Genomic DNA, 17,616 nt, shown 5'->3' on the forward strand with positions numbered 1-17,616 from the left:
AAGTCTTTCATCATCTTCGGCAATTCCGGCGTTGAGGAGGCTGCGGCAAGCACTCGGCAAAAGGCAGCCGCAATTAAACTGGGGGCGGCATCCGATTGTTATTCCTCGACGATGTCGTGATCAAATTGGTTCTCGCCACCTCGACCAGTGACCATGCTCTCTCCAATGTCTTTGCTTCGCTCCTGCCTACAATAATGGACTTGACGTCCACAATTCGGTGCTTCATTATCCTTTGCTACTTTAGCAGCCATAAAACATCGAGGTTCCGACGCGGATCCATGCTCGTCTGCGTGGATTGAATACTGAGGACTTCGAACCGAATAGCTGGGCGCTGCTTAAATGCGGCGACCACAAGTCCGTGCGCACCAAAACAGGGGCATAGAGCCGGTCGAGCTGAACCTATCAGGGGGAAAGCGCAATGTCGCTCACTAACGGTTACGACGTTTACGCAGCAATTTCAGACCGTGGAATACAGAAATTCCTAGAGTCCATTGCGCGTGCGAGGCCACATTATTTTAAATATAGTAGCCTTCGCGGGAACATACCCACATCAGATATAACTATTATTCCTCCAATTCCGGTTCCTGGAACAAATCAAAATATCGACTATTCAATGATACTTGCAACACCGCAAGTGCGTTTTTACCCTGATCAGTTCTCCCCCGCTCCCCCGACGCCGCTGCCGATCGCTTTAAATCAATTTGGTCTGATGCTGCAGGCAACTCTATGCGTTTTGTCGGGCTCTGTTGCTACGCCAACGGCAATATGCGCTCCGCTAGACATCTGGGCGGTGGGACATCCGGAGACTAGAAAAATCGGGGCGGACCTGATGATCTCCTTGAATGTAGACCAAGTTCAAGTCTCGGGTGCAGGTGGTCTGTCGGCGCTTCTCGAATACGTATTTCAGGCAATCCTCAACGGCCTTCTTTCTAAAACGCAATTTCCAGCAAAATCTCTTGCACAAGGAGCGCTTCCAATTGCGGTGGCTCGTGGCCCGGAAATCGATGGGGAGCCTACGGGCACACCGCCCGGTCAACTGAAAGTTTGGGGAGGCCTAGTATGAAACAGGTAGCGCGGACGCCGCGATCATCTACATTCGTGAAGCGAACGGAAATTCTGAACGTACGAGCCAGCGCAGCGGCTCTGGCCGCCGCAGGCCCGGCGGACGCGACACTCGCAGTAAGCGAGGCTGCGCTCACGGCTTTGGTCCGGCAAGCAGTGGATCACCCGATAACGGCACACGGATCTGGAAGATGGGGTCCGTTCGAAGCCGGGTACGACGTCAATTTGAATGTTGACGGCGGAAAGATTGTTTTAGTTGATCTGGGACAGCAAATAAACTTGGAAGATGTCTCCGTATGGGGTCAGGTGGATCTGAGGCTTGGGCTAAATCTTGGCAACGTTCTTCCCCGCATATGCATCCCTCCTGTACGGTATTGCGTGCACACTCTGTGGGGGGACATATGCACGCCGCAGGCATGTGTAACATGGCCGTCGATATCCGTAACGGTTCCGATACCTATTTTGAAGGTTAATTTGTCAGCATTCTTCCAACTCGCGGTGGCGCAATCGGGGGACAACTGGGACGTAATTTTGAAAGTCTTTCCATTGTCCCTTCAGATTGATCTCACGCCAACCATCAACGCGATAATAGATCGGGTCAGGGAGTTCGTTCACCGCACATTAGGTGGGATACCGCTTATCGGCAACCTTATCGCCGGGCTTTTGGATAGCGTGATAAACGCGCTTCGCGGTATAATTGTTGGAGTCCTTAACGCTATTGCTGCCTTAGTAAGACAAATGATTATTTTAATCGATCTTTTCTCGCCGACAATTCCATTCAAAATCGCTAGTCTCCCTTCTAGGCAGGTTATACTTCCTGCTGGCGATGAAGGGGACGGCGAGGTCGATCTGACCATTGCATCTGTTTCAACCAGAATCGTCGATCCAGAGATTCAAATCGCGATCGCGTTTGCATAAAGGGGCCACGGAGATGGACGTTTTTAACTCGCAGTCGCTAACACACTTTGACGGTTACTATCATCGTTTTACAAATGTTGGGAGATACAACTGGGGTGTCTTCGTCAAGGAGGACTATGTTATTGACGTTCTGGCTGCTCCGGGTGGCTATACGCCCCTTCAGTATCCCATACAACTTGCGTTTCAGAGCGGATCATTCGTAGTAGTGAGCCCTGCGTTTCCGTTGCAAATCTTTGTTGGAGATCATTTGCTCTGGCACAACGTAACACCTGACGCAGGCATTCCGGTCATGTCAATCACGGGCGATAACGGCCAGACGGGCGGCGGGTTAGATAGCTTCGATAGCCAGCGTCTAGGCCCAGAGGACGCATACAGTCACCTTTTCATGCTTCCTGGCAACTACAGCTACACCGTGTCTGGAGCAGGGGGCGGCATTGAAAGTGGGATGGTTCAGGTCAATAGCCCAAATCCTGGAGCCGGTCAGTCCTATGTAGTGACGCTGCGAACCGGGCAGGCCCCCAATCCTTCCCCGGTGCAGATCTATGTAGGAGATACCGTATTTTGGGATGTCGATACGGGGACCGATGTCGCTATCTATAATATGTAGAACATGCGATTTTCTGGTTGCCCGAAGACGACTTTTGCCTTTGCTCGTTCGAATTGCGGTCGACAACAGGGAGGCAGGCGGTGATTGAATGGAATTTCTTGAGCTTGCAGGACGTTTTATCTTAGCCGGGCTCGCTGTTTGGCGAATGTCTCATTTTGTTGCGAACGAGAAGGGTCCGTTTCGGGCAGTGGAGATTCTTCGACATTCGAACTGGGGCAAGACAATCGGTGTGGGCTTTGACTGTTTCTCGTGCGTGAGTGTCTGGATGTCAGTCTTATTCTCGGTGTTTGTGGGCGGAGTTGGTTGGTCGCTGGCTGTCGTTATCCCGGCATTGTCGGGATTTTCGATGTTGTTGGAGCGGGTTGTTAGCAATCCGGTAATTGTCCAGGAAATTGCCATGCCAAGGAGTTATACCGATGAGTTGTTGCAGACGGACGCTTCCGACTCCGATAGCTAACCAACCGCGCAGGAGCTTGGATAAGCATCGGGCCAACAGCGATTGGACGGGCGCGGTGACGATAGCTCACACGGTAAATCTGTCCTTTTTGAAAGAGGGGCACTTCATCTACCGCGGTCCAGTTACGGGGCGGAGCTATGATTTCTCTGGCTTTGGAGCAGTGAAAGCCGTTGATGTATCAGATGCCCCTTTCCTCCTGCGAACATTGCTCTTTTCATCGCGGGCATAATTTGTAGCGACTGGCATAGGTAAAGAAGTTGGACTCGTCTTGCATCAGCGGATCCAGCCGTACTCGTCGCGGCATCAGCGCATACAGGTGTCTGCCTAGGCTTGCTAACGTTAGACTGGGCTGACGAGCTTTGATAAGAAAACAACGGGGAGGCAAAAGAGGTGAGAAGCCAAATCGCACAGTTTTGTTACCCGTTGTGATGGCGAGCATTCTAGGCGGATGTGGAACAACTCTGCCTGTAATGGATTTGAGGCACGCGGAGGGTGGCGATTTTAATCAATTCGTGAGGCTCATAGCTAATCACGTCCGTTGCGAATTGGGCCAAGCCGTACAACTGGAATACAGCCCCAAAGATCCAAAGCGCGCATTGCTACTGAATTGGGGAGCGTCGATAGCCCTAACCATCAAAGCAGATGATAAAAGCTCGCTCGATCCAGATGTATCCTTTGTAAACAGCGCTGGATTATTCACTTTCAGCGCAGGCGGGCACCTCGGAGCCGATGCCACTCGCGAAATGACGATGACATACTTCATTCCGTTCCGAGAATTGCTTGGCGATCCTCACAAGAGGAAATCCGACGGCACGTTTATTCCCTGTGCAGTTCACGAGAATGAGCCTATTGCCGGTAATCTTCGCATACACCAGACGTTGGAATCTGGATTAGAAACATGGGACGGGATGTATACGCTATCTGAATCCATCGCAAGCGGTGGAACCTGGGACACCATCACCCATCATGTTACCTTCGAGGTGGAGGCTGGGGCCAATGCTAACCCCTCCTTGAAGATTGTGAGAGTAAATGTGAATCCTAGTGGTACGTTCGTCAGCGCAACACGAACAAGGACAGATGAATTGCTTATTACGATGGGCCCTGCTGTGTTGGAGGGGAAGAAGTTGCTGTCGACGCCGTCTCCAGCCCTTAGTGAAGCGTTTGCTACGGAACGACTTAGGAGCGTTGTCAACAAATAGGGAGGGTCACGATGGGCTTTATCTGCGTCGAACATAGTGTCTCGGTGCCCGAGACGGAACGCGATGCCATTGCGGCTGGATGGCAGCCTGCATTTGATAAACACATAGAGGCAGTGCCATTGTGGACACTGAGAAGACGTTGCAATGGCGACGAGTTGTGTTGTGTCTATCTTGGAGCCAAGTCCGTAACCGCCGTGTATTGCTCCCAAAACTTGTGTTCGCTCGCCTACGTCGGGCCGAGTATTCCCTGCGCCTGAAGGATTATCGTGCGCAAGGGCCGAGGCTCCTGTGCCCTGTGCAGGGGAGAACATCAGTACTCCTCCGGCAGCATGACCGTCATAACTCGGATGGTGACGGCCGGGTCAGTGGCATCTGGCGATAGATTCTCCAACGAGCGGTCGTAGCAGTCGATTTTCCACAGCAGCTGCCGCTCACCGACGTACAGCAGAGCGCAGTCATGGGTGTCATAGGGATCGTTGTTCTCGTCGAACGTGTCGAAGGCGGCGATGGCCAGCATGATAGCGCCGATCTCTTGGGCAGGCAGTGCGGCGACTCCGGCGGTCATAACCATGCGCCCGCCAGCACCGGTCTGGCGGAGCTGGTCGTTTAGGGTCCTGATACGCGCGGTTCGATCAGCGGCCGACTGCCGACCGACGCGCTCTGTTGAGCATGTCATTGGGTGGGTCCTTCGAATGGAACGTGTGATTGAGGGGGGTGGGCCGGGACGAACCCGGCCCGTTTGCAAGGCCGCTTATTTCTTCGCCAGCTGGCGGGGGTGGATCAGGCCGAGCTGGTAGTAGCTGCGGTCTACCTGCGGGGCATCCGGATAGTCCCTGAATTTCAGCGTAAAGATGCCCTTGGCTTTCGCCTTCATGATCCGGGCCTCGAAATATCCCTCGTCGGGACCCTCTGACGCCAGCACCATGTCGCCGACGGCCAGCTTTGCCCAAGGGTCGCCACCGTTAGCGCCAGCGGCACCGCCGCCACCGTCGCCCCCGCCATGGCCCGCCGCGGCCTCAGGCGAGCCCGCTGAGGCGTTTTCGGGGGTGTCGGCGGCCTTGTCATCGCCCGGCCCACCGTCGCGCTCGTCAGCGACGCCCGCTAGGGCCGCGATACGGGCATAGACTTCCGATTAGACGAACGGCACGAAAGCCTTGCCGCTATCGAACAACTTGCCAGCCGGAAGGCGCATGACGATCTCGGGTGCTTCACCGGGCTCAACGCGGTGCGAATGCATCCCCATAAGTCTTGCAGCGCTCTCAGCCGCTTCGACTTGCGGCAACAGGAACACCGACGCGTGGGGCTTGCGTGTCTCGTCGCGGCCGAACACGATCAGCGAGCGAGTTGTTTCGGAGGCGACATTCATAGTCTTACCTCCTGATATGACAAAGGGCCCAGAGGGGCCCTTACGGTGTGATTTGAGCGGAGCCGACACGGCGTGTCGGGTCGATCTGTCAAAGGCATATTCGAACTCCTGTTAGGTCCTGGCCCAGCCGCGTTAGCGACGCAACTCGCCGCAGCCAGCATAACAGGATTATTTTCCTATGTCAAGAATCTCAGTAAAATCAGCCATTTAGCTCTGGCGCGTTGGTAGTCGAGGATAAGGCTAACCGCTCGCCCGATGATATCAGCGCGTTTCCAGCGGCGACGCGCCAATTTCTTGCCCCTATCAATTCCAGGCCGCGCCCAACGTAGGCCCTATGAATCTGCGGCCTTTCTCGAAAAGTCAGATTCAAGTTTTCCGAAAACCTGCCAGTAAAATGGCTCTTTGGCCGATTCCTCTGGCTTCTTCATCGCATTGAATTTGCTCGCCAATTCCATCTGTCAGTTTTTACACGCAGATTTTCTTGCGTATCAAATCAGTTTTTCTTAGTAAATTGCACCCCACAGCCACTGAAGAAACGTGGGGCAAAGGGAGTGAGCCTCATGTTTAAAACACCTTCGATCCCCGACAACATCCGTCGGCTGAAGCCGCCACTGAACTTCGTCAACCCGCTACAGATCGGAATAGATGGCCCGAACCTGTTTGGTACGGAAACACTATGCGGAGATTGGAACGGGGATCTATTGCTATTGGCGCAAGATTTCGCGCCCGCCGACGAGGTGCGAGCCGTTCTGAAAAAGCATGGCTCGAAAGGCGCTTGGCGTCATAACGACGGAGATGGCCGTTATGGCATCGGAATGATCACCAACGAAAACATTTGCCGCCATCTGAACAGCATCGGCAGGAACGTTGACCTCGCAGGCAGGAAATCGTTCGACAGCGGGGTGCTTTACGGCAACGCCTCATTCTTCCTCAAGGAAGGGAATGTATCGCCAACTAATGGGGTCAGGGCGTCGGCTCCGGTATTCCAGTTCGTCATCGAGAATATGCGGAAGCTGAGAGTTGTAGCTTGTCTTGGAAAGCCTGCGTTCGAAGGCGTAATGGGCTGGCTCGGAAGTTCCGCTGACTGGCGGCTGCATATGAACGCCAGAAAGCCGGTTAGGCACGGTCAATTGTCGATCTTTGCGCTCGCACACCCCGGTCAACTCGGGATCAACGGCCGACTGCCAAGTGCAACTCATTCAGAGCGCGTTGCGGCTGTCTCGGCTGATTGGAGAGCCGTGGGCAAGGCCCTGAGCTGAGGTCGGCGAACCGCCCACGAAGTTTCTGCATTCCACACTTCAGGCCACGCTGATATTGAGGCATTGCAACAGGACGCCGCAGCGGTGCATCCAGTACGGCTAGTTCCCATTCATACATCTTTCCGAGCCATTTCGGAGAAATGTTCGTCAATGTCCAACTCTCGCCAGACGGGAATTGGGTTAAAATCTGAGAACATTCTATATCAATGGGGGATCAAATGAATGCAACCAAGCCTCATCGACATCTCGATGAGGAATTCCTTCGATCACTTGACGAGCTGGCTAAGTCACCTTCGGGGAATTGGTGGCAGGACGTATTAGGGAGACCTGATATCGTCATAGCCGTTCGCCGAAATTCGATTAATGTCTATAACCACGGGGCGTCGATCTTCAAGGTCGATTGGAACGGCCGAGCCGTATCAATATCTACACATGCCAAATATCTCGTTAGGCAGGAACAAAATTATATCGCTTAACCGATACTGGGTTTGAGATCACCACGGATAAGCTTTTTTTGGCGAACCTATGGAGGACCTGAAACACTTGATTCGATGATGAGGGCTGCGAAAAAACTCGCAGGATGGGAAAAGACTGGCCTGCATCCCATGCTGGTCAACGATCCAAGGGTGATCGATGCTGAAATTGCACTCGTTCGGGCGGCAGAAGCCGAGAAAGACGACGAGGAAGGAGAGAAAATCCTAGCACCTCCAGCGCAAGGCGACAGGATCGGTTGGATGCTGCGGTGGTTCGTAGCTCGACGGAAGGCCCCGTGATAACTTTCTATGAGGCGAAGCATTTCTCGAATGGAGATCTGCGGGCGCTCGGCGACGCACGACCTGCAGTGCTTCAACAAATTGCAGATTATGAGACGGCTTTGTCTGCGAACGCCACTTCATTGGCTGCAGGATATCTCAATGTCGCTCGAGCTTTGGTGAGAATATCCGCCATGCGAAAGCATGTCGCAGGGGATTGCTTCACAGACCAAATTGATCCGCTGGTGATCAGCATCGCCGAAAATTCCTCGCCGCCAATCATTGACGGCAGACCTCGGCTTCTTATCCTCGGCTTCGATAAGGCCCAACGTGACGATAAGGGTTGGCAGTCCCATTTGGGAAAGTTGAAGTCGGTGGAGATGCTAGGTCCTAATCGAGTGAAGGCTGTGGGAAGCCCTGACCGCAATACGCGGTTTGCTTAACACCTGAGAAAATCTGATGCTTCTCGAAACGCTTCCCTCCCAGTGAGGGGACCTCATCCTTTCGGCCTGCAGTCTAGAGACAGTCAACGACATCGATTCGACTTTACCCCACATCGGTGTTACACAGGCCGCAATTCGGGGCTGGCTCGGCAATTGATTTTGCTCGTTTTTTTCTGCATTCTGCCCATTCCGCCTCTGGGCACCAACCTTTTCAAGTACTTAGGATAGGTTTCCGGCCGCTGCATGTTGCGTCCATGTTGCAACTGATATGCCGCAGTTTTCGGCCATTTTCACTGATGTGCGGCGACTCGACGCGATATGGAACGCGACATGAAAATGCCCGCCACCGTGAGGCAGCGGGCCGGGCAGAGTGTTGTATTTCAGTAGCGGTAACGGTGCCTACGGTGGTGATGCCGGTAGTGGTGGTGATGCCTGTGGTGGTAATAGTACCTGTGATAATAAACAGGGCGGTAGTACCCACCGCCGTATTAGGGGTCGGCATAATAGCCACCACCGTAGTAGCCGCCGCCGAAGTAGCTTCCGATCAATGCTCCGGCGATGAGTCCTGGAAATAGGTCGTCGTCATAACCGCCGTATCCCGGCCGATAGTAGCCGTGGCCATAGTAACCCCTGTATCGCCCATAATTGCCGCCTCCCCAGTGGTGGCGCCATCTAGCGCCGTCTCGAATTTGAATCACGCCGGACTGGGCGCTTTGCGCCTGAGGTACGAAGATTGGTGCGGCATCAACTGGAACAGCGCTTGATAACGCTACAGTTGATATCAGGCCGGCCGCCATGCTGGACAGGAACTTCATGATCAAGTCCTCGCTGATTGGGCCCAACTTCTAGCTACCAACAAAACGTCGCCGATGCGGGAATAGTTCCCTGACTAATGGCCAGCTTGCCGACCAAAAAAGGCCCAGAAGCCAAAGCCGCCGGGCCTTCCGATCGTTTCGCTCACGGAATGATCAGGCTCAGCGTGAACTGCCTTGCTTTCGTCAGCCGAGACGCCGCGGTTGAGCATTTCGCGGACCGGCTTGAGGATATCCGTCGCATAGATCAGCACGTAGCCGATCGACGCCATATTCTGATCCGACACGTTGGTCGGATCTGCCTCATGCGCGCAGATAGCCAGCCGCGCCAGGCGGTCAGGTCGAGCGCGTGGTCAACCTCGTCGACAGGTTCCGAGCCGGGATATACTTGGGTTGAGGGCGGTCTTCACGCGCGCGTTCATATCGCCACCTCGTCCCCGGCAATGCAAAATTCGCGGGTGTTGGCGAGCCAAGCTTTGACCTCGGCCACGTCGGCGCCGCGGCGATGCATCTCCCCGACGTATTCGATCATCGTGTAGACTTGCTCTCGCAGGCATGCGGCGATGTGAGGGGGAAACTCATCCAACTGAGCCTCGACATCGTCCCACCTGCGCCTTCTAGGGAGGGTGGGCGCCGCCAACAAGGTAGCGAGGGGGCTGGCATGATGGAAGCCGCTGCAGCGCCGGCTACGACCGGAACAGAGGCCATTGCGCCGATCAGGACGGCACGTCGTGTCGGGGCGTTGCTCATGCGGGTTCTCTCTTCAGAGCGGGGACCGTCGTGCCGAGCAGCCTTGCCGCCTCATCGGCGAAGGCCTCTTCGAAGCCATAGAGCGCACCAGCGCCGAAGCCAGACAGGACCAGGTACTTCGCGGCGAAGTCCTCGGCTCGACGGGCCTCAATGCCAGCCTGGCCGGCATCATCGTGCCCAACCTCGCCAATGCGTTCGGCATCTTCCTGATGCGCCAGTTCATATCGGGCGTACCCGACGAGTTGATCGACGCCGCACGGATGGACGGCGCCTCGGAACTGCTGATCCTCTACAAGATCGTCGCGCCCAGTGTCGCACCGGCGATCGCGGCGCTCGCTTTGTTCGCCTTCGTCTATCACTGGAACAGTTATCTGTGGCCACTGACCGTGCTGCAGGGCAATGCCGACGCCTACCCGATCGTCATCAGCCTCAGCCGACTACTCAGCTACAACAGAGGCGCGGTGAACACTGGGCTGGTGATGGCCGGCGCGACCCTCGCCGTGTTGCCGCCGCTCATTCTGTTCGTCCTGCTGCAGCGCTTCTTCGTCGATTCCATCGTCGGCTCGGCGATCAAGGGGTAGGTGCGCTCAACAGGCCGCCGAAAGGGCCGTGTCATTTGGCAATGCTGGTGCTTCATTCATTCTCGAATGCCGGCTTTCCCTTTGCGGCCCTTAGCTTGAGGGCCTGTTCACCCTGATCGCTTTTGAGCTTGTCAGCCATCCGGAGCAATGCGCCGATGGCCCAGCCGGGCTGGCAAAAGTCATCGACGTCCTTCGGCGGGAGACAAGTTGATCGTAACTTGGTCGAACCGGCTCGGCCGCGACACCGGGCCTTTCTGAACTGAATGGTAGCAACGAGGGGCGTTCGCCACCGTCCTAGATCCGCATTGCGCCATCAAATCAATCGGGCTCACGCGAGGATGTTGCAGGGCTCCCGTTCGTGGTCTCAAAGGCCTTTAAACGCCTGCTGCGTCCTTCATTCGCGCTAGATACTCAACGCAGATTTCCTCCGTGCGCTTGTGCAGCTCCGCTGTGCGCTCACCTAACCAGACGAGCGCCTCGTCGCTGATGACGTAATGTTTCGAGTAGCGAGCTTTCACATACGCTTCGTTCAGCGTGTTGAACCAAGCGCGATGTCGCTGTTGATCCCGAGGCCAAGCTTCAGACAGCCGTCGATCTTGGTCTTCAGCCAAAGCGCGCAGAAATGTAAGTTTGTGGGACGGCGGACTGTAGTTTGTGAGTACCAGCAGCAGCGTTGCATAGGTATGTTCAATGGCTTGATGAAGTGTGAATGCGGCCGCTTTTCTCCATGCGCCGTCTGTGCGCGACCTATCGAGCTGAAAAGCGAAAGTCTCGAGCCACTGCTTGGCGCCTGGAGCCCTGTCTCGGAAATTTTCTTCCGTGGTCAGGTACGCTGCCTTCGGCGTAAGCGGTTTCGGTTGTGCCAGAGGCTCTTCGTCGAGTTCGTAGAGGACGATGCCCTGGCGGTGGATGTCCGTGAAAAAATACTGCCCCTGTCGCAGCGCCGTGTTCACGAAGCGGCGGCTGTGGACGATGAAGCTGGTCGGCGTCTTGATGGCGCGGTCGCGCTCCAGCCGGTCCTTGGCCTTGTACCAGTAGGCGAAGTCGGACAGCTTGTTGTTGTTGACGATCACCAACAGATCGAAATCGCTGCGATACCCCTTCATCGTCAGCGGCTCATCGACCCAGTCGCCGCGGGCATAGGAGCCGAACAGGATGATCTTCAGGATGCGGCCGCTCTTCTTCCATTCGGCGGTGCTCTCCGCCAGCGCGTCCTCGAACTCGGCATGCAGGATCTCGACCACGCGGGCGAGCTCCTCCTGCTTGTGCTCCGGCAAGTGGTCGATGCTGGTTTTCATCCTGGTCTGTTCATGGTTTGGTGAATGCTGGCGCGCGGCGACGCGCTGGTTATAGCAGGCTTCGTCATATCGAAAAGACTATGGCGCGTGCATCGGATCACCAGAATCTAGCATGAGAAAATGCCCTTCGCCAAGTCTATGTGGAACGATTGAGTGAGAGTTTGAGGCCGGTTCGCAAGCTTCTGACGTCGAAGCGGCGAACACGGGCATGAGCTTTGATCCGGAGTTATTGCCATCGCCGACCCAATCTGCCATCCTGCCCCCCGGCACGCCGGATTCGATCTGCCAAACTGCTCTGTATCGCGGGCGAAAGACTGGGTGGCCTCATGAAGCCATTGATCGCCATCTGCTCGCAGGATGCCGACTTCTATCTTCTGCTGAGCCACATTCTTGAGGTCGACGGTTTTACTCCCATGCTTGCCGCCTCCATCGACGACGTGTTGGCGCTCGTCTGCGCAAAACCCATCGCGGCGGTGTTGCTGGACTGCAGGGCAGACAACCATTTGGCGGCACAAAGTAGCCGGCTCAAGCAGGATACCGCGGTGGGCGCCCTCCCGTGTGTGGCCCTGGTCCATGCGGGCGCGGAAGCGCAGCTCATCCAGCTCTTGCAGTCAGGGATTGACGAGTGTTTTGTCAGGCCTTTCGCGCCAGCCAAGCTGCTCCAGGACCTGCGCTCCCGGCTCGCCATCGGCCTGACGCCAGAGCCAGCGACGCAGGATGGCCGACCCCTTGCTTACGCCGATGTCGAAATGCGGCTCGATACCCATCGCGTTTCCTGCGCCGGCAAGGAGATCGCGCTCGGGCCGATCGAGTTCAAGTTGCTGCGCCACATGCTGGAGAACCCGGAGAGGGTGCTCAGCCGTGCCGAATTGATCGGCGCTGCCTGGGCGCGCAACCGCGGCGTCGGCGCGCGCACGGTCGATGTCCACATCTCCCAGCTGCGAAAGCAGCTTAGCCAATGTTCTGGGGACGCCGCTATCCGAACCGTCAGGCTCGCCGGATACGCGCTGGCACGCAGTCCGTCCTGATCATCCCAGCAGCTTCCACATCCCGGCTGATGCGCCGCCTGTAACCCCGATATCTTTGGAGTGATCGCCGTGTTCCTTTATCGGTTAGGCTTAATGCTCTTAACATACTAGACAAACAAGGTGTAACGTATATAGCACAAAAGCTTAGTTTGTTTGTTGTTGCGCGCCGGCGCCTAAAATGAAAGTCTCTGGCAGAGTTTACATCAGGATAATCTAATACGTTGTTCTTAGGGGTCGTCTCATGCTGGACGGAGCTGGAATTGGCGTGGCCATCGGCCACCACGGCGAATTGGTTCAGGGCCTGTTCGAGGACGACGGCGCTCGGCTGCGGCGCGCGCTGGTCTCGCTCCCCTGTCGTCAGCTGCAATCGAGGGCCAGGTTCAGCGCAGGCGACGGCGATCTCGTGGCTGTGACGCCGGAATCGTGCGACAAAGCCAGGCGCGCCGCGGAATTGACCATCGCAAGGTTTGGCCAAAGGGGCACCGGCGGGAATCTCGCCATAGACAGCAACGTCCCGGTCGGCCGCGGCATGGGATCGTCCACGGCCGACGTGCTTGCGAGCATCCAGGCTGTGCTGGGGTGGCTGGAGATCGAGGCGGCGTCGGACGAGGTCATGCGCATCGCGGTCAGCGCCGAGACGGCCTGTGACTCCACCCTCTTCAAACAACAGGCGGTGCTGTTCGCCCACCGTGACGGGATCGTCTTGGAAGCTTTCCGCAGACCTCTGCCTCCTGTCGATCTGATCAGCGTCGACACAACGCCGGATGTGACCGTCGACACACTCGAATACCAGCCGGCGCGCTACGATGCCTCGGAAATCGAGACCTTCCGGCCGCTGCGCAGCCTGCTGCGCACGGCCATCAAGCATGCGGATATCCGCATGCTTGGCCGAGTTGCGACGGCAAGCGCGCGCATCAACGAGCGCTTCCTGCCAAAGCCCGGTCTGGACGAGATCGAAGCCATCGGCTGCCGTTTCGATGCTGTCGGCATCCAGGTCGCCCATAGCGGCACGGTCGTCGGACTGATGTTCGATGGGCTCGATCCAAAAGCCTCGGCAAACATCGATGGCGCGGCGGACGCTTTGAGAGGGTCTGGTTTCGACCCGGCAATCTTCCGTCACTGACCACTTTGGGGCGCGGGGAGAAGCATGATGTCTGTCCACATGTTGATGCGCAGGCTGGAAGAATTCGAGGGTCCTCGCCTCGTTCCGCTCAGCGCCACTCTCTTCAGCGCCTCTTTCTTCCTGATGAAGCTTCTACCGGCTCGCTTCATGCTCGAACGCGCCGTCGAACAGGGACGGTTGAGACCGGGAGGGATAATCTGCGAATCCTCGTCTGGAACCTTTGGCCTTGCCCTCGCCATGCTGGCGGTACAGCACGGCTACAGGTTGATCCTGGTCAGCGACTGGGCGCTCGATCGCCATCTTCATCGGCGCCTTATCGAACTCGGCGCCGAGGTGGCGATCGTCGACAGCCCAGCGCCTGCGGGCGGGCTGCAGCAAGCGCGCCTCGATCGTCTGCACGAGTATCTGCGCGATATTCCCGGCAGCTACTGGCCCTCGCAGTACGACAATCGCGACAACGCGCTCTCCTACGGCAAGGTCGCCGAAAAGTTGATCGACAGGGTCGGCAAGGTGGACTGCCTGGTCGGCCCGGTCGGATCGGGTGGTTCGATGAGCGGCACATCGCATTACCTGCGCACGCTGTTTCCCGATCTGCATGCGATAGGCGTCGATACGCCCGGCAGCGTGCTGTTTGGCCAGCCGAGTGGTAGGCTCAACCTGAGCGGTCTGGGCGGCAACATCCTTCCCGCCAATGTCGATCACAGCCAGTTCGACGAGGTCCACTGGCTGACGCCAGTGGAGGTCTTCCAAGCCACCCATCAGCTTCATCGCCAGCACGGGCTTTTCATGGGCCCGACCAGTGGCGCCGCTTACAGGGTTGCCGAATGGTGGTCTCACAACAATCCCGACAAGAAGGTGGTCGTGCTCTTTCCAGACGAGGGCCACCGCTATGTCGAGACTGTCTACGACCAGCAATGGCTTGGAACGATTGCTGGCTGGCCGAGTCCACTGCCTGCCTGCCCGATCACTGTGGCCGCGCCGAGCGAGCCGATGTCAGCATGGTCCCGCTTCTCCTGGAGGCGCAGGACGCTGCAACAAGTCCTGGAGCGGGCCGGTGATGGGCTTAACCCGGGCGGCGGACAAAGCAATGGGTTCTGAGGCTTTCGTGCGCCGGTGATGCAATGGCCGGGGTGTGGTCGGCGCCCCACATGCCATGCCGGTCCGCCACCTCTTCCGGGTCTCGCCGGCCTGTATACCGCCGCAAGCTGCGCAATCCTGTGATGCAACGGCGCCGTACTAGCCCCCATCGATATCCAGCGACAATGATCGCCGGCTGACCGGGCCATGTGAAGCGAGGACGAACCCATGAGATCGCCATCGACATCGGGCGCGACGGCAATTGGGAATGCGCGAGCCTCGTCGATCGTGTCGCGCCTGGACGGGATCAGCCTGCAGCGCGTGGCGCTCTGCGATCGGGCTGCCATCAAGACGCTGCTGCTCGATCCTGAGCAGGAGCAGTTCGCCGGCGACGTGGATGTGGTCTTTGACGGACTGCAAAACAGCCGCTATCCGCAGTTTGAGCACCCCCTGGCCATTGTCGCCGCCGACAAGACGGTCGGCTTCTTCATTCTTCGCGAGAGACTTGCATTGCCCCTCTGGGCGCCAAAGGACGCGGTCACATTGCACAGTTTCCGCGTTTGTCGCACCTTGCAAGGTAGGGGATACGGCCGCGCCGGAATGGATCTGGCGATCTCGTGGGTCCGGCGGAAACGCCCCCGCGTCAAGCAGCTGATGCTTGCCGTCAACATCCGCAATGCCGCGGCGAAATCGGCTTATCTCAAAGCGGGTTTCAGCGACACTGGTCAAATCCTCCACGGCCCAATCGGCGATCAAAACATTCTGACGGTGAGGATTCCACCCGGCTACGGCTGAGCGGCGCCTCGAGTCCCGGCTTTTCATCTCGACAATCCAGGTATACCAGGTATATGCTTATCGAAAGGGAGGAAGCAATGCGGTTCGCTACGCAGCGGTTCGCCGATTTTGTCTGTGATGCCGGGCGCCGGGACCAGCCTGATATGGTGATCGAGAAGACCCAACGCGCCATTCTCGATACGATCGCGGCTCTCCTCGGCGGTGTGCCGACGGACAATGCGCGGCTGTCGCGCATTGCCGCCAGAGCCTGTTTTGGAGCAGGTGCGGCACATGCCTGGTTCGCCGAGGCCGGCCTGCATCCGCTCGGCGCCCTGTTTGCCAATTGCGCGGCCGCGAGTTCGCTCGACGTTGATGACGGCCATTGCCTTGCGGCGGGTCACCCGGGTGCTGCCATCGTCCCGGCCGTGCTGATGGAAGCGGCAAGGCTGGGCAGCGATGGCCGTGATGTGCTCACCGCGACCGCGCTAGGCTATGATGTTGCTTTGCGCATCGCCGCCGCCCGCCGCTTCACCGATACGATGAGCTTTGCCAGCGGCCAGTGGGCTGGCTTCGGCGTCGCGGCCGCCATCGGATGGCTGCGCGGCATGCAAGTCGACCAGCTCGCCCATGCACTCGCGATAGCCGGCGCCGAAGCGCCGCAAAACCTGCCGCAAGGCGATTGCCAGGCAAGCTCCGTCAAGGGCAGCAGCCCGTGGTCGACGGTCTCGGCGGTCTTCGCCGCCGACCGGGCCGGGGCCGGCATGACCGGCTCGATCGATTTGCTGGACCGGGCCCACGCCTATGATGTCGGCGCCCTCACCGCCGACCTTGGCAGCCGCTGGCTAATCGCCGAGACCTACCTCAAACCTTACGCCGCCTGCCGCTATACGCACCCGGTCATCGATGCCGTGCTCGCGCTCGTTGCGGATCGTGATCCAGGGATGCCGATCGACCGCCTCGTCGTGGATATCTTTCCAGAAGCGCGGAAACTGCCCAACGAAATCGCACCGAAGTCGCTCGAAGGCGGACAGTTTTCGGTGCCTTTCGCCGCGGCATTGGCCGCACTGCGCGGCGCGGCCGCCTTCCGCCCCTTGCGTCCGTGCTCGCTCATAGATCCGGAGGTGGTGGCGCTCGCGGCGAAAGTCGAAATCCGCTACCCCCACGACCTGGCCGGGATTTTTCCGCGGCGCACGCCAGCGCGAGTGACCATGGTTGCTGGAGCGCGCGAGCGCGTCATTGACGTGCCCCTACCGCTGGGCGACGCCAACAACCCGATGGATGACTTGGCCTTAGACGAAAAGCTGCACGACCTCGGCCGCGACATCCTTTCGCGTGCCGAGCTCGATCAACTCATCCGGTCCGTGGGTTTGCTCAAGCACGGAGAGATCGCTCCGTTGCTCATTTGCCTGGCGCCTCAACCAGGCGCCGAACAGTGAACGCCCTGCCGCTTATGCATTCGCTTTCCGCTTCGCCCGCGCCGGTTTGGGCGGCGGGGCGGCTTTGCGGCCGAGCCCGATCGATTTCGCCAAGGCGGACCGTTGGGCGGCATAGCTTGGCGCGACCATCGGATAGTCCTTGGCCAAGCCCCATTTGGCCCTGTATTCATCGGGCGTCATGCCAAGCAGACCCAAATGACGCTTCATCGACCTGAATTTTCGGCCGTCCTCCAAACTGACGATGTAGTCGGGAAAGACCGACTTCTTTGGGTTTACAGCAGCGGCCGGCGCTGGTTTGGCGGCGATCTCCGGCTGCTCCAGCTTCAATAGCGCGGCATGCACGCTGGCAATCAGATCAGGCAAGCCTGAGGTCGGCACCGGATTGTTCTGGACATAGGCGGCCACGATCTCGGCCGTCAGACCTATCGGGTCGAAGCTCTCGGTATTGGTCAATTGTAACTCCTGTATTGTCCCCTCGACTTCCCTATTGCGGAATTCGAAGATGCGCAACGACCGGACTTCTGATGGGTTTGGATCAGCAATGAAATGCGCTGCACGCGGATTCGAGACTTCCGCCTGGCAATCAGACGAACAAACCTGCCGGCGCATATCGACCGATTCCAGGTGCCAAAGGCACCGCGCCGGGGTCGACTTGTGATCTGGGCGTTGACTAA

Annotated in this window: 20 protein-coding genes and 1 pseudogene; 13 read left to right on the forward strand and 8 right to left on the reverse strand. The window is 57.7% G+C overall.

Annotation, left to right across the window (positions count from 1 at the left end):
• Window positions 1–418 precede the first annotated feature (418 nt).
• From FJ950_RS27030 to FJ950_RS27050, 5 genes are all read left to right on the forward strand, one after another.
• Complete coding sequence (locus FJ950_RS27030; RefSeq protein ID WP_140619944.1) at window positions 419–1,063, forward strand: hypothetical protein; 645 nt, start codon at window positions 419–421, stop codon at window positions 1,061–1,063.
• Window positions 1,060–1,980 (forward strand): hypothetical protein, encoded by a 921-nt coding sequence (locus tag FJ950_RS27035; protein ID WP_140619946.1) that lies wholly within the window; start codon window positions 1,060–1,062, stop codon window positions 1,978–1,980. The genes FJ950_RS27030 and FJ950_RS27035 overlap by 4 nt, the downstream gene beginning before the upstream one ends.
• Before the next feature lie 13 nt (window positions 1,981–1,993).
• Window positions 1,994–2,587, forward strand: a complete 594-nt coding sequence (locus FJ950_RS27040; RefSeq protein WP_140619948.1) for a hypothetical protein — start codon at window positions 1,994–1,996, stop codon at window positions 2,585–2,587.
• An 88-nt stretch (window positions 2,588–2,675) separates the two neighbouring features.
• Window positions 2,676–3,044, forward strand: a complete 369-nt coding sequence (locus FJ950_RS27045) for a hypothetical protein (RefSeq protein ID WP_140619949.1) — start codon at window positions 2,676–2,678, stop codon at window positions 3,042–3,044.
• Window positions 3,045–3,514: 470 nt separating this feature from the next.
• Complete coding sequence (locus FJ950_RS27050; protein WP_140619951.1) at window positions 3,515–4,243, forward strand: hypothetical protein; 729 nt, start codon at window positions 3,515–3,517, stop codon at window positions 4,241–4,243.
• 310 nt (window positions 4,244–4,553) lie between these two features.
• Here the strand turns inward: FJ950_RS27050 and FJ950_RS27055 are convergent, their stop codons facing one another.
• The 3 genes from FJ950_RS27055 to FJ950_RS27060 all read right to left on the reverse strand — a co-directional run bounded on the left by FJ950_RS27055 (window position 4,554) and on the right by FJ950_RS27060 (window position 5,609).
• A complete protein-coding gene (locus FJ950_RS27055; protein WP_246681380.1) occupies window positions 4,554–4,808 on the reverse strand; it encodes a DUF3768 domain-containing protein in 255 nt (84 codons plus the stop codon).
• 186 nt (window positions 4,809–4,994) lie between these two features.
• Complete coding sequence (locus FJ950_RS29625; protein ID WP_181171456.1) at window positions 4,995–5,168, reverse strand: hypothetical protein; 174 nt, start codon at window positions 5,166–5,168, stop codon at window positions 4,995–4,997.
• A 207-nt stretch (window positions 5,169–5,375) separates the two neighbouring features.
• Window positions 5,376–5,609: a hypothetical protein gene (locus FJ950_RS27060; RefSeq protein WP_140619955.1), complete on the reverse strand. Its 234-nt coding sequence runs from the start codon at window positions 5,607–5,609 to the stop codon at window positions 5,376–5,378.
• Between the two features lie 560 nt (window positions 5,610–6,169).
• Here FJ950_RS27060 and FJ950_RS27065 point away from each other — a divergent pair.
• Both FJ950_RS27065 and FJ950_RS27070 read left to right on the forward strand, forming a co-directional pair.
• Window positions 6,170–6,868 (forward strand): hypothetical protein, encoded by a 699-nt coding sequence (locus tag FJ950_RS27065; RefSeq protein WP_140619957.1) that lies wholly within the window; start codon window positions 6,170–6,172, stop codon window positions 6,866–6,868.
• Window positions 6,869–7,637: 769 nt separating this feature from the next.
• Window positions 7,638–8,063, forward strand: coding sequence for a hypothetical protein (locus FJ950_RS27070; RefSeq protein ID WP_140619959.1), 426 nt, complete (start codon window positions 7,638–7,640; stop codon window positions 8,061–8,063).
• 488 nt (window positions 8,064–8,551) lie between these two features.
• Here FJ950_RS27070 and FJ950_RS27075 read toward each other — a convergent pair whose 3' ends face one another.
• Together FJ950_RS27075 and FJ950_RS27080 are read right to left on the reverse strand one after the other, a co-directional pair.
• Window positions 8,552–8,878 (reverse strand): hypothetical protein, encoded by a 327-nt coding sequence (locus tag FJ950_RS27075; RefSeq protein ID WP_140619961.1) that lies wholly within the window; start codon window positions 8,876–8,878, stop codon window positions 8,552–8,554.
• A gap of 74 nt (window positions 8,879–8,952) precedes the next feature.
• A complete protein-coding gene (locus FJ950_RS27080) occupies window positions 8,953–9,147 on the reverse strand; it encodes a hypothetical protein (protein ID WP_140619963.1) in 195 nt (64 codons plus the stop codon).
• A 459-nt stretch (window positions 9,148–9,606) separates the two neighbouring features.
• On the opposite strand from FJ950_RS27080, the gene FJ950_RS27085 reads away from it, so the two are divergent.
• Entirely contained in the window at window positions 9,607–10,206 is a 600-nt protein-coding gene (locus FJ950_RS27085) for a carbohydrate ABC transporter permease (RefSeq protein ID WP_246681381.1), read from the forward strand.
• 52 nt (window positions 10,207–10,258) lie between these two features.
• On the opposite strand, the pseudogene FJ950_RS29945 reads toward FJ950_RS27085, so the two are convergent.
• Both FJ950_RS29945 and FJ950_RS27095 read right to left on the reverse strand, forming a co-directional pair.
• Window positions 10,259–10,363, reverse strand: a pseudogene (locus FJ950_RS29945) (conjugal transfer protein TraD); the annotation flags it as partial.
• A 217-nt stretch (window positions 10,364–10,580) separates the two neighbouring features.
• Window positions 10,581–11,504: a nucleotidyltransferase and HEPN domain-containing protein gene (locus FJ950_RS27095; protein WP_140619965.1), complete on the reverse strand. Its 924-nt coding sequence runs from the start codon at window positions 11,502–11,504 to the stop codon at window positions 10,581–10,583.
• Window positions 11,505–11,830: 326 nt separating this feature from the next.
• On the opposite strand from FJ950_RS27095, the gene FJ950_RS27100 reads away from it, so the two are divergent.
• From FJ950_RS27100 to FJ950_RS27120, 5 genes are all read left to right on the forward strand, one after another.
• The gene (locus FJ950_RS27100) at window positions 11,831–12,532 is read left to right on the forward strand and encodes a response regulator transcription factor (protein WP_140619967.1); all 702 of its coding nucleotides are present in this window, start codon (window positions 11,831–11,833) and stop codon (window positions 12,530–12,532) included.
• Window positions 12,533–12,797: 265 nt separating this feature from the next.
• Window positions 12,798–13,655 carry a GHMP kinase gene (locus FJ950_RS27105; RefSeq protein WP_246681382.1) on the forward strand — a complete coding sequence of 286 codons (858 nt, stop codon included), beginning with the start codon at window positions 12,798–12,800 and terminating at the stop codon, window positions 13,653–13,655.
• A 27-nt stretch (window positions 13,656–13,682) separates the two neighbouring features.
• Window positions 13,683–14,753, forward strand: coding sequence for a pyridoxal-phosphate dependent enzyme (locus FJ950_RS27110; RefSeq protein WP_140619971.1), 1,071 nt, complete (start codon window positions 13,683–13,685; stop codon window positions 14,751–14,753).
• Window positions 14,754–14,960: 207 nt separating this feature from the next.
• Window positions 14,961–15,527 carry a GNAT family N-acetyltransferase gene (locus tag FJ950_RS27115; protein WP_140619973.1) on the forward strand — a complete coding sequence of 189 codons (567 nt, stop codon included), beginning with the start codon at window positions 14,961–14,963 and terminating at the stop codon, window positions 15,525–15,527.
• 77 nt (window positions 15,528–15,604) lie between these two features.
• On the forward strand, window positions 15,605–16,942 hold the full coding sequence (locus tag FJ950_RS27120; protein ID WP_181171458.1) for an MmgE/PrpD family protein: 1,338 nt from the start codon (window positions 15,605–15,607) through the stop codon (window positions 16,940–16,942).
• Window positions 16,943–16,954: 12 nt separating this feature from the next.
• Here the strand turns inward: FJ950_RS27120 and FJ950_RS27125 are convergent, their stop codons facing one another.
• Window positions 16,955–17,395: a MucR family transcriptional regulator gene (locus FJ950_RS27125; protein ID WP_224720327.1), complete on the reverse strand. Its 441-nt coding sequence runs from the start codon at window positions 17,393–17,395 to the stop codon at window positions 16,955–16,957.
• Window positions 17,396–17,616 lie beyond the last annotated feature (221 nt).

Source organism: Mesorhizobium sp. B2-3-14 (assembly GCF_006442175.1).
In the GTDB taxonomy this organism is placed as follows: domain Bacteria; phylum Pseudomonadota; class Alphaproteobacteria; order Rhizobiales; family Rhizobiaceae; genus Mesorhizobium; species Mesorhizobium australicum.

Excerpts from the sequence above, each read along its gene's own strand:
- FJ950_RS27030 (WP_140619944.1), top strand. The coding sequence starts at position 419 with ATGTCGCTCACTAACGGTTACGACGTTTACGCAGCAATTTCAGACCGT.
- FJ950_RS27110 (WP_140619971.1), top strand. The coding sequence starts at position 13,683 with ATGTCTGTCCACATGTTGATGCGCAGGCTGGAAGAATTCGAGGGTCCT.
- FJ950_RS27060 (WP_140619955.1), bottom strand. The coding sequence starts at position 5,609 with ATGAATGTCGCCTCCGAAACAACTCGCTCGCTGATCGTGTTCGGCCGC.
- FJ950_RS27045 (WP_140619949.1), top strand. The coding sequence starts at position 2,676 with ATGGAATTTCTTGAGCTTGCAGGACGTTTTATCTTAGCCGGGCTCGCT.
- FJ950_RS27120 (WP_181171458.1), top strand. The coding sequence starts at position 15,605 with ATGCGGTTCGCTACGCAGCGGTTCGCCGATTTTGTCTGTGATGCCGGG.
- FJ950_RS27035 (WP_140619946.1), top strand. The coding sequence starts at position 1,060 with ATGAAACAGGTAGCGCGGACGCCGCGATCATCTACATTCGTGAAGCGA.
- FJ950_RS27075 (WP_140619961.1), bottom strand. The coding sequence starts at position 8,878 with ATGAAGTTCCTGTCCAGCATGGCGGCCGGCCTGATATCAACTGTAGCG.
- FJ950_RS27080 (WP_140619963.1), bottom strand. The coding sequence starts at position 9,147 with ATGGCGTCGATCGGCTACGTGCTGATCTATGCGACGGATATCCTCAAG.
- FJ950_RS29625 (WP_181171456.1), bottom strand. The coding sequence starts at position 5,168 with ATGGTGCTGGCGTCAGAGGGTCCCGACGAGGGATATTTCGAGGCCCGG.
- FJ950_RS27115 (WP_140619973.1), top strand. The coding sequence starts at position 14,961 with ATGAGATCGCCATCGACATCGGGCGCGACGGCAATTGGGAATGCGCGA.
- FJ950_RS27055 (WP_246681380.1), bottom strand. The coding sequence starts at position 4,808 with ATGACCGCCGGAGTCGCCGCACTGCCTGCCCAAGAGATCGGCGCTATC.
- FJ950_RS27050 (WP_140619951.1), top strand. The coding sequence starts at position 3,515 with ATGGATTTGAGGCACGCGGAGGGTGGCGATTTTAATCAATTCGTGAGG.
- FJ950_RS27095 (WP_140619965.1), bottom strand. The coding sequence starts at position 11,504 with ATGAAAACCAGCATCGACCACTTGCCGGAGCACAAGCAGGAGGAGCTC.
- FJ950_RS27100 (WP_140619967.1), top strand. The coding sequence starts at position 11,831 with ATGAAGCCATTGATCGCCATCTGCTCGCAGGATGCCGACTTCTATCTT.
- FJ950_RS27065 (WP_140619957.1), top strand. The coding sequence starts at position 6,170 with ATGTTTAAAACACCTTCGATCCCCGACAACATCCGTCGGCTGAAGCCG.
- FJ950_RS27040 (WP_140619948.1), top strand. The coding sequence starts at position 1,994 with ATGGACGTTTTTAACTCGCAGTCGCTAACACACTTTGACGGTTACTAT.